Below are 9989 nucleotides of genomic sequence, written 5' to 3'. Positions count from 1 at the left end.
CCTGACTTTCGCCATGATTGCCCTCTCCATGGTCACAGCGCCCAGCGCCTGCTGGCCGGCGAGCACGACGAGACCGGCATCATGCAGGCGGTACCGCGCTGGCCGATGGATACGCTACGCAAGCCGTAAGCTGAAAGCTGCTGGAAGGCAGCTTGATGTGGCCCAGGTAAAAGACGCATTCTTCAAGCTTCCGGCTTCCAGGCGCGAAGCGCCGCTCTTCCAGCTTTCAAGCCCCTGGCGAAGACGAGCAGCTCAGAGCCCCGGCTCGTCACCCCTGCCAAGACGGCGGATATTGAGCACGTGGCGCGCCAGCACCAGCAGGGTGAAGACGATCACCACGCCGGCGAACTCCGGGGCCAGCCAGAGGCTGGCCAGCGGCGCCATGGCAGCACTCGCCAGGGAGGCGACGGCGGCCGTCCGCACCCGCCAGGCCAGCAGTATCCAGAGTGCGGCGCAGCAGAGCGCCACCCAGGGCGTGAGCACCAGCATCACGCCGAAGGCACTGGCCACGCCCTTGCCGCCCCGGAAGCGGTGCCAGGCCGGGTAGCTGTGGCCCAGCAACACGCCTAGCCCGACCAGCCCCAGCCCCCAGGGCGGCAGGCCGAGCCACATGGCCAGCCACAGCACCGGCATGCCCTTGGCCACGTCCACCACCAGAGTGGCCAGGGCCAGGCGACGACCGTGCAGGCGCAGGACATTGGAGAACCCCGGATTGCAGGAGCCGGCCAGCCGCGGGTCCCCCACGCCGGCCAGGCGGCACACCGTCAGGGCACCGAGCCAGGTACCGCTCAGATAGCCGGTTGCCACCAGCGGCAGGATGAGGTCGAGTGGCGCCTCCACGGGCGGCCTCCTGTGGGGTGAAACCGTGATTTTGCCAGCCATGGGCGGCGCGGGACAGGCCGGCGCGCCCCCCGGTGTCGCCCGAGGCCTGGCTGGCGTACAATCGGGCGCCTGCAGGCGGACCCTGTGCATCGCCCGGTCCGCAACCTTCACTGGCCCGGGGACCCCCGATGGATCTTGTGCTGATCGAAGCGCTCGAGGTGGACACCGTGATCGGCGTCTACGACTGGGAGCGTGCCATCACCCAGACGCTGCGGCTCGACCTGGCACTGGGCACCGATATTCGCCCCGCGGCGGCCGGTGACGACATCGGCCTGACCCTGGACTACGCCGCCATCAGCGAGCGCATCGCCGCCTTCGCCGACGAGCATGACGTCGCCCTGGTGGAGACCTTCGCCGAGCGCCTGGCCGAGACCCTGCGTGACGAATTCGCCATCCCCTGGCTGCGCCTCACCGTGCGCAAGCCCGGCGCCGTGCCTGCCGCCGCGGCGGTGGGCGTCTGTATCGAGCGCGGCCAGCGGACGGGGGGCGACTGATGGCGAAAATCACCGTCAGCATCGGCAGCAACGTCGAGCGCGAGCGCCATGTGCGGATCTGCCTGGATGCCCTGGCCGAGACTTTCGGCCCGCTTGTCATCTCGCGGGTCTTCGAGAGCGAGCCCGTGGGCTTCGAGGATGGTCGCAACTTCTACAACCTGGTGGTGGCCTTCGACAGCGCCCGTCCCGTGGGCGAACTGCAGGCCTGGTGCAAGCGACTGGAGTTCGCCAACGGCCGCCGCGATGGGGTCCCCAAGTTCAGCCCCCGGACCCTGGACATCGACCTGCTCACCGTGGGCGACCTGACCGGCCGCCACGACGACGTCGAGCTGCCCCGTGGCGAGATCCTCCACCACGCCTTCGTGCTGAAGCCGCTGGCCGAGCTGCTGCCCGAGGCCCGTCATCCGCTTACCGCCAGGACCTACCGCGCCCACTGGGATGCCTTCGAGGCCGGCCAGCAGCGTCTCTGGCCGGTGGAGTTCGTCTGGCAGGGCCGACGCATCTCCGCGCCGGACTGAGCCTCAGGACCTCGTCCCGGCGCTGGCGAGGGCGCCGTCGATGGCCTCCCAGCGCCGCCGCGCCAGCTCCTCGCCCAGTTCGCGCCCCCGGTAGCCCTCGGCCACCAGGGCCTTCGGCAGGATCTGCTGGGCCAGGCGCCATGCCAGGGCCAGGTCCGCCGCCAGCCCCGGGTCCTCCAGGCTCACCAGGCTGATCAACGGCGCCACCCGGTCGCCGCGGCGCCAGGCGTCGATGCCGTCGAGCCAGGCCATCACCCGGGCCCCGTCCAGGCCGTGCCGCGCCACCCGAGCCAGCAGGGAACGGGTACGGGCCGCCTGGCCGGCCAGCTCTTGATGGGCGCGGGGCAGGCGCAACCGCTCGGCCAGGGCGTCGCGGTCCTCGTCATCCAGGTGCTCCACCAGCCGCGCCCAGCGCCAGCGGGCCTGTGACTCGGCCTCGATGTCCTCCGGCAAGCGGTGCAGGCGCCCCAGCGCCTCGTCGAGGGCCGACGGGTCGGCCGCCAGCTCCGGCATCAATACCGCCAGGGCGCCACAGTCGTCCAGCACCTGGAAGTAGACCTCCGGCCAGGGCTCGCCCAGCGCCTTCTCGGTCTCGGCCCAGACCCGCTCGGCCACCAGATGGGCCAGCTCGCCGCTCTCCACTAGCTCACGCATCAGCCGCCGCGTCGGCTCGGCGATGACGAAGCCCAGGCCGGCGTAGCGGGCGAGGAAGCGCGCCGTGCGCAGCACCCGCAGGGGGTCCTCGACGAAGGCCGAGGAGACATGGCGCAGCCGGCGCGCCTCCAGGTCGGCCAGGCCACCGTGAGGGTCGACCAGCTCTCCCTCCGGGGTCTCGGCCATGGCGTTGATGGTCAGGTCACGGCGCGCCAGGTCCTCCTCGAGGGTCACCTCGGGACTGGCATGCACCACGAAGCCGGTGTAGCCGTGACCGGACTTGCGCTCGGTGCGCGCCAGGGCGAACTCCTCGTGGCTCTCGGGGTGCAGGAAGACCGGGAAGTCGCGCCCCACCGGCTTGAAGCCGCGCCGGCGCATCTCCTCCGGCGTGGCCCCCACCACCACCCAGTCGGTGTCCTTGACCGGCCAGCCAAGCCGGGCGTCGCGCACCGCCCCGCCGACCCGGTAGACCTCGAGCCCCTGCAGGTGCGGATCCTCAACCGCGGCCATGGTTCAGCGCTCCACGCGGTCGGGGTGGCGAAGCTGCCAGTCGGTGAAGCCGCCGTCGAGGCTGTAGACCTCGGCGAAGCCCTGGCCGGCCAGCCAGGCCGCCGCCTGCTGGCTGGAGTGACCGTGGTAGCAGACCACCACCAGGGGCGTCTCGCGTGACGCCTCCTCGATGAAAGCGCCGACCGTGTCGTTGTCCAGACGGCGGCTACCGGGGATATGGCCCTGGGCGAAGCTCTGCGGGTCGCGGATATCGACCAGCGCCAGCTCGCGTCGCTCGGCGAACCAGCCGGCCAGGGTCGGGATATCGAGATGCTGGAAGGTCGTCATGGCAGCCTCATGGTCGGAAAGGGGTAGGACTCAGCGCTGGCGGCTCGGGACACTGATGCGCCTGCCGCTCCCGAGGTCCAGGGCGGTCAAGCGGCTGCCCCAGACGCAGCCGGTGTCCAGCGCCTCGGCGCGTACCCGGCTCGCCGGCGTCTCGCCCTGCAGCGCCGCCCAGTGGCCGAACAGCAGCCAGGGGTCGTCGTCGCGAGGAAACTGGAACCAGGGGGCAAAGCCGGGCGGTGCACTGTCGAGGCCCTCCTTGGCGGCGAAGTCGAGACAGCCGGCGGCATCGATGAAGCGCATGCGGGTGAAGACGTTGATGATCATCCGCAGGCGGTCGATGCCGTCGAGGTCATCGCGCCAGCAGGCCGGGGCGTTGCCGTACATCCGCTCGAGAAAGGCCCCGGCCCGCTCGCCCGTGAGGCGCGACCCCGCCTCGCCGGCCAGCCCTGCGGCCTGCTCCACCGACCACTGCGGCAGCAGGCCGGCGTGGGTCATGACGGTATCGCCCTGCTCCCCGGCGCACCGGCGCACCAGCAACGGGCGCGACTGCAGCCAGTCGAGCAGGCGCTCGCGGTCCGGGGCGGCCAGGATGGCCGAGAGCGTGTCCTTGCGGTTCTCGCGGGCGCCTCCGCGGGCCACCGCCAGCAGGTGCAGGTCGTGGTTGCCGAGCACGGTGGTGGCGGACTCGCCCAGCGCCATCACCTCGCGCAGGCAGGCAAGCGACTCGGGGCCGCGGTTGACCAGGTCGCCGGCCAGCCAGAGATGGTCGCGACGCGGGTCGAAGTCGAGCTGTTCGAGCAGGGCGACGAATTCGTCGTGACAGCCCTGCAGATCGCCGATGGCATAGGTGGTCATCGCGGCTCCCCGGGGTCAGTGAGATAGGGTCGGATCGACGGGTCTAGTGCACCTGGTTGGGTCCGGCCAGCCGGAAGGGGGCGACGGCCACCTCGAAGGGACGCTGGCTGGCGGTGTCGACGCAGGTATAGGTGCCCTCCATCACCCCCACCGGGCCGTCGAGAATCGCCCGGCTGGTGTAGCGGAAGGTCTGGCCGGGTCCGATCATCGGTTGCTGGCCCACCACCCCCTTGCCACGCACCTCCTGCACCTTGCCGCTGCCCTGGGTGATCTTCCAGTAGCGGGCGAGCAGCTGAACGCTGTGCCGGGAGGTGTTGTGCACCGTGACGGTATAGCTGAAGACGAAGCGCTGCTCGTCGGGCGCGGACTCCTCGATGCGGAAATCCGGCGCCACGTCGACGCGGATGGCATGGTCGAGCCCTTCCGGGATGGTCAGGGTCATGAGGCGTCTCCTTCGGCCGCGGCCAGATGGTTGGCGATACGCACGAACTCCTCGACGCTGAGCGTCTGGGGGCGCCGCCCCGGATCGATCTCCAGCGCCTCGAGGGTCGCGGCGTCGATGCGCCCCTTGAGATTGTTGCGCAGGGTCTTGCGCCGCTGGCCGAAGGCCTCGCGCACCAGGGTGAAGAGCAGTCCCTCGTCACGGGCCGGATGCGGGAGGGCGCGGTGGGGGGTGAGGCGCACGATGGCCGACTCCACCCTGGGGCGCGGCACGAAGGCCTCCGGCGGCACCGTGAACAGCGCGTCGACCCGGCAGTGGTACTGGGCCATCACCGAGAGGCGCCCCCAGTCGGGGCCGCCCGGGACAGCGGCCAGGCGCTCCACCACCTCCTTCTGCAGCATGAAGTGCATGTCGGCCACGGCATCGCCGGCTTCCAGCAGGTGGACGATCAGCGGCGTGGAGATATTGTAGGGCAGGTTGCCCACCACCCGCAGCGCCGCCCCGTCGCCCCTCAGGGCCCGGAAGTCCACCTTCAGGGCGTCGCCCTCGTGGATGACGAAGCCGGGCTTGTCGAAGAACTGCACGCGCAGGCCGGGAATCAGGTCCCGGTCGAGCTCGATCACCTCGAGATGGCCACCGGCCGCCTCGAGCAGCGGTTCGGTCAGCGCCCCCTGGCCGGGGCCAATCTCCACCAGCCGGTCGCCGGGGCGGGGCCCGATGGCCCGCACGATGCGCGAGATGACGCCGGGGTCGCGCAGGAAGTTCTGGCCGAAGCGCTTGCGGGCCCGGTGAACCGGGGAGCGGGATGCCATTCAGGGGTGTCCTTCTATCACTAGGGTCTTGAGCTATTTCCGTGCACGGAGCTTTTCCGGCGACAGGCTTACGAGCAGGCGCTGTGAATACATCCCTGTACGCTACCGACGCCCTGCGGCGCTCTCGCGTCCCGCTCCGCTTGCAGGTCCGGTGCTGGCCATCCATGGCCAGCCCGTTCGGAGCAATGCTCCTCACCCCTGGCGTAGGACCTGCTCTTCAGCCTGTCCCCGGCGCTCCTCCAGATCGGCTATACCCCACGGCCGGCCATCTCGGCGGCCAGGGCCACCGCGACCCGCAGGCTGCCGAGATCGGCGCTCCCCGTGCCGGCCAGGTCGAGGGCCGTGCCGTGGTCCACCGAGGTGCGCACCAGCGGCAACCCCAGGGTGATATTGGCGGCGCGGCCGAAGCCGGCATACTTCAAGACCGGCAGCCCCTGGTCATGGTACATGGCCAGCACCGCATCGACGCCCTCGAGGTGACGCGGGGTGAACAAGGTATCGGCGGGCAGGGGCCCGTCAAGGGCCAGCCCCTCGGCCCGCAGGCCCTCCAGGGCCGGAATGATCACGTCGAGCTCCTCGCGGCCCAGGTGGCCGCCCTCCCCGGCATGGGGATTGAGCCCGCAGACGGCGATGCGCGGCGCCGTGATGCCGAACCAGCGCTGCAGGTCGGCGTGGAGGATGCGCAGCAGGCGTTCGAGCCGGGGCACGGTGATGGTGTCGGCCACCTCGCGTAGCGGCAGGTGCGTGGTGGCCAGTGCCACCCTCAGGGCCGCCTCGCCCCGCCAGCCCGCCTCGCGGGCATGCAGGGCGCTGTCGGTGGCGAGCATCATCACCACCTCCGCCACCCCGCAGGCATCGCGCAGGTACTCGGTGTGGCCGGTGAAGCCGGCATGGCCGGCATCCAGGATCACGCCCTTATGCAGCGGGGCCGTGACCATGCCGTCGGCCCGGCCGGACCGGCAGGCGTCGATCGCCACGTCCAGGGTCTCGAGGACATGGCCGGCATTGGCTGGGTCGAGACGGCCGGGGTGCGAGGGGGTTCGCAGCGCCACGGGCCACACCGGCAGCAGGCCGCGTCGCGCCACCGGCGGGGGCTCATCGGGCGCGAGCACCCGGATCTCCACCCGGCGGTCGAGCATTGCGGCACGCTCGGCCAGCAGGACCGGGTCGCCCACTGCCACCACCCGGGCGGCGGGACCCCCGTCGGCGGCCAGCATCACCGCCAGTTCCGGCCCGATGCCCGCCGGCTCGCCGCAGGTCAGGGCCAGTACCGGCGCGTCGCGCGATACCATCAACGCTCCGCGAGGCGGTTGTCGACGAAGGTGCGGCTGCGGATCTCCTGGACCCACTCCTCCATCTCGGCGTTGACCTTGCGCTGGAACAGCGCCTGGCGGGCCTGCTCGCGGCTGGCACCCTGCTGCTCCATGAAGCGGTCCACCTCCCGCTCGGAGATGTTGACGCGACTGGCCACCTGGCGTTGCTGCAGCTGGCGCATCATCAATTCGCGGCGGACCTGGTCACGGACCACGGAGAGCGAGAGGCCATCGGCCTCGAGGGCATCGGCGAACTGGTCCAGCGTCATGCCATTGTTCTCGGCGATGGTCCGCACCTGGCCGTTGAGCTCGGTGTCGTCGACGCTAAGGTTGGCGTCACGGGCCATCTGCAGCTGGATCTCCTCGACGATCATGCGATCCAGGACCTGCTCGCGCAGGACCCCCTCGGGCGGCACCTCCTGCTGCTGGCCGGCGATCTGGCTGCGCGTCTGGGCGACGCGCTCCTCGAGTTCGCTCTGCATGATGGCGCCATCGTTGACCACCGCCACGATGCGATCCAGCGTCTGGCGACCCTGAGGCGGGGAATCCGGGGAACCGGCTTCCTGCGCCTGCCCTGCCAGGGGCAGGGAGGCAAGGCACAGGGCCAGCGCCAGGGTGGCGATACGTCGACTGCGCATGTCTCTCTTTCCTCTCGTCATTGTCAAATGTCTCAAGGCCGGCCGAGGGCGGTGGCCCGATAGCCCGGGATCGCCTCCTCGAAGTAGCTGTCGGCCTCGCCGCCGACGCCGCCCAGCCCCTTGAACACGAAGCGCAGGAAGACCCCCCGGTCGGTGAGGTCATCCTCGATGGTGTTCGCGGTGTCGTTGTCGTCGATCCACTCGCGCCAGACCAGCTGCAGACCATAGCAGCAGTCGTTCCACTGGACACCCGCCAGCTGCTCCAGGGCACGGTCGTTGGTGTTGTCGTAGAGCAACCGGCCGATCAGGTCCACGCGGCGGCTGGCCTTCCAGGCGAACGAGAGGTCGTACTCCTCGCGGTTGTAGTTGACCACGTCCTCGTCCTCCTGGGACGGGTCGAAGCCTTCGAGTTGCCAGCGATAGCCGAAGTTCACCACGTGGCCGGCATCGGCGCGATACTGCAGGGCCAGCGAGGTGCTCTCGGTCTGCTCGAGGTGGTCGTCATAGAGCCACTGCCAGCGCGAGCGCCAATGGTCGGTGAGCTGCCAGTCGACCCGGGTGACCAGCGGCGAGCGGTCTCGCGTCGCCCGATAGTAGCGCTGGAAGTTCGACTCCGGCGGCAGGGTATCCGGATCCCCCGCCATGTCGATGGTGCGATCCTCAAGGTAGTAGGCCTGCCCCATCCCCACCGAGAGCCGCTCGCGCCCGGTAGCATCGGCCAGCAACCTCGACTCGAGCCCCAGGGAGACGCGATTGAGGTCGCCTACCCGGTCGCTCCCGGTGAAGCGGTAGGGCGACCAGAGCTGGTTCCAGGAGAAGGCCTGTTCGGCGGTGTCGAAGTTCGGGAACTCGGTCTGGTCGCGCGCCGGCACATAGGCGTAGTTGATGCGCGGCTCCAGGGTCTGGCGATAGCCGCGCCCGCCCAGGTCCAGTTCCCGCTCGAACACCAGGCCCCCATCGAGGGTGCCGACCGGCACGCTACGGGTGAGGCCCTCGTCGCGCTCGGTCTCGCGCTCGCCGTAGTCCAGCTGGTAGGCGGTGGCCAGCCACTCGACACGCGGTTCCAGGTGGCCCCAGCTCTCGTCGAAGCGCCAGCCGGTGGCCGGCGAGAGGTGCAGCCGGGTCCCGTTGGCCGCCTCGGCGATGGGGATCCTCAGGCGCCGGTCCCCGACTTCATAGATGCCCTGCTCATCGGCATTCACGTCACGCCAGAAGTACGTCAGGTTGGAGCGCCACTGCTGGTAGAAGCCGCCGTCCTGGGACCAGCGGGCGTTGGCGGTCAGGCTGGGCAGCCGGTAGAAGGGCTTGTCGCGCTGGAGCAGCGGGTCGTCGAGCTTCTGGTAGCCCTGGGCCCTGGCCTGCAGTTGCCAGACGTCGCCACGGTGGTCGAGCTGGGCGAGCCGCGGCATGCTGCCGGTATCGCCATCGCCAAAGCCACGCCCGAAGTCGTCGAAGTAGCGCCCGTCGCTGGCCGCCCCATAGCGCAGCCGGTAGCGGGTGCGGGCATCGAAGCGGCCCGCATGGCGATAGTCGAGGTACCAGCGGGCATCGCCGTTCTCCAGCGTGGAAGCATCGGAGGCATCGTCTCCCGCGGCGCGGTCATCGGCGATGTAGGCGCCCTCGACCTGCCCCGCATCCTGCTCGAACAGGTAGCGGTACTCGCCGCCCAGCAGCAGGCCGCGGTCGCTGATCCAGCGCGGCGTGATCGTGGCGTCATGGTTCGGGGCAATGTTCCAGTAGAAGGGCTGGGCATAGTCCAGCGAGTCGGTGGAGAGCCCGACCATCGGCCACAGGAAGCCGGTCTGGCGACGCTCGTCGAGGGGGAAGCGCACCCAGGGCCAGTAGAAGACCGGCACCTTGCCCATCTCCAGTCGGGCATGGGTCGCGGTGCCGACGCCGCGCTCGCGGTCGAGCAGAATATCATTGCCCACCAGGCGCCAGAGGTCGCTGCCCGGCTCGCAGGTGGTGAAGCTTGCCTCGGTGAGGCGATAGCGGCCATCCTCGAGGCGCGCCAGGCGTACCGCATCGCCCCGCAGGCGCTGCTCATGGGCCACGTAGTGGGCCGTGTCGATACTGGCGGCATCGCTGTTCAGCGACAGTTCGGCCGCGTCACCGCGCACCAGCAGGCCGCTGTCGCGCAGCGCCAGGGGCCCCTCGGCATAGGCGGTCTCGCGACTGCCGGGCACGCGCACCCGTGGCGCCTCGAGCTGGGCATTGCCGCGGCGCAGCAGCACCTCGCCACCGAGGCGCGTCTCGCCATCCTCCCCGTAGTCGGCGCTGTCGGACTCGCTGGCGACCTTCTCGCCGGGCGGCGGCGGCAGCCGGTAGTCCGGCATCACGTAGCGGCCGCGACACAGCGCGTCGGCGGGGCGCGCCTCGCCCCAGGGCTGCCAGTCCAGCTGGTCGGCCGGCAGCGGCTCGGGCGGCGCCGCCCCGAGGGGGCCGCTCGCCAGGCCGGTACAGGCCAGGCCTGCCAGGGCCGTCCATGTCCACGAGAGTCGCTTGCCCATGCTCCACGATGTCCTTGGCGGGGTGAATCGGTAT

General features: G+C 70.5%; 11 protein-coding genes. 2 read left to right on the top strand and 9 right to left on the bottom strand.

Annotated elements, in window-relative coordinates; genetic code table 11:
• Positions 1–252: 252 nt before the first annotated feature.
• The gene (gene plsY, locus QLQ86_RS04115; RefSeq protein ID WP_282815977.1) at positions 253–840 is read right to left on the bottom strand and encodes a glycerol-3-phosphate 1-O-acyltransferase PlsY; all 588 of its coding nucleotides are present in this window, start codon (positions 838–840) and stop codon (positions 253–255) included.
• A gap of 170 nt (positions 841–1010) precedes the next feature.
• Between plsY and folB the strand changes: the two genes are divergently transcribed.
• Together folB and folK are read left to right on the top strand one after the other, a co-directional pair.
• The gene (gene folB, locus QLQ86_RS04110) at positions 1011–1376 is read left to right on the top strand and encodes a dihydroneopterin aldolase (protein WP_282815976.1); all 366 of its coding nucleotides are present in this window, start codon (positions 1011–1013) and stop codon (positions 1374–1376) included.
• Positions 1376–1894: a 2-amino-4-hydroxy-6-hydroxymethyldihydropteridine diphosphokinase gene (gene folK, locus QLQ86_RS04105; RefSeq protein WP_282815975.1), complete on the top strand. Its 519-nt coding sequence runs from the start codon at positions 1376–1378 to the stop codon at positions 1892–1894. The genes folB and folK overlap by 1 nt, the downstream gene beginning before the upstream one ends.
• A 3-nt stretch (positions 1895–1897) precedes the next feature.
• On the opposite strand, the gene QLQ86_RS04100 is transcribed toward folK, so the two are convergent.
• From QLQ86_RS04100 to QLQ86_RS04065, 8 genes are all read right to left on the bottom strand, one after another.
• Positions 1898–3058 (bottom strand): polynucleotide adenylyltransferase, encoded by a 1161-nt coding sequence (locus QLQ86_RS04100; RefSeq protein WP_282736876.1) that lies wholly within the window; start codon positions 3056–3058, stop codon positions 1898–1900.
• 3 nt (positions 3059–3061) lie between these two features.
• Complete coding sequence (gene glpE / locus QLQ86_RS04095; protein WP_282736877.1) at positions 3062–3385, bottom strand: thiosulfate sulfurtransferase GlpE; 324 nt, start codon at positions 3383–3385, stop codon at positions 3062–3064.
• A gap of 30 nt (positions 3386–3415) precedes the next feature.
• Positions 3416–4240, bottom strand: a complete 825-nt coding sequence (locus tag QLQ86_RS04090) for a symmetrical bis(5'-nucleosyl)-tetraphosphatase (RefSeq protein ID WP_282815974.1) — start codon at positions 4238–4240, stop codon at positions 3416–3418.
• Between the two features lie 43 nt (positions 4241–4283).
• Positions 4284–4682: a Co2+/Mg2+ efflux protein ApaG gene (gene apaG / locus QLQ86_RS04085; RefSeq protein ID WP_282736879.1), complete on the bottom strand. Its 399-nt coding sequence runs from the start codon at positions 4680–4682 to the stop codon at positions 4284–4286.
• Complete coding sequence (rsmA, locus tag QLQ86_RS04080; RefSeq protein WP_282736880.1) at positions 4679–5494, bottom strand: 16S rRNA (adenine(1518)-N(6)/adenine(1519)-N(6))-dimethyltransferase RsmA; 816 nt, start codon at positions 5492–5494, stop codon at positions 4679–4681. Before rsmA ends, apaG begins: the two co-directional genes overlap by 4 nt.
• 248 nt (positions 5495–5742) lie before the next feature.
• Positions 5743–6786 carry a 4-hydroxythreonine-4-phosphate dehydrogenase PdxA gene (gene pdxA, locus QLQ86_RS04075; protein ID WP_282815973.1) on the bottom strand — a complete coding sequence of 348 codons (1044 nt, stop codon included), beginning with the start codon at positions 6784–6786 and terminating at the stop codon, positions 5743–5745.
• Entirely contained in the window at positions 6786–7445 is a 660-nt protein-coding gene (locus tag QLQ86_RS04070; protein WP_282815972.1) for a SurA N-terminal domain-containing protein, read from the bottom strand. Before QLQ86_RS04070 ends, pdxA begins: the two co-directional genes overlap by 1 nt.
• Before the next feature lie 32 nt (positions 7446–7477).
• Complete coding sequence (locus QLQ86_RS04065; RefSeq protein ID WP_282815971.1) at positions 7478–9955, bottom strand: LPS-assembly protein LptD; 2478 nt, start codon at positions 9953–9955, stop codon at positions 7478–7480.
• Positions 9956–9989 lie beyond the last annotated feature (34 nt).

This window comes from Halomonas rhizosphaerae (assembly GCF_030012485.1).
Taxonomy (GTDB): Bacteria; Pseudomonadota; Gammaproteobacteria; order Pseudomonadales; family Halomonadaceae; genus Halomonas; species Halomonas rhizosphaerae.
Note: the sequence above shows the minus strand (reverse complement) of the source record. Positions and strands in the feature narration are given on the sequence as shown.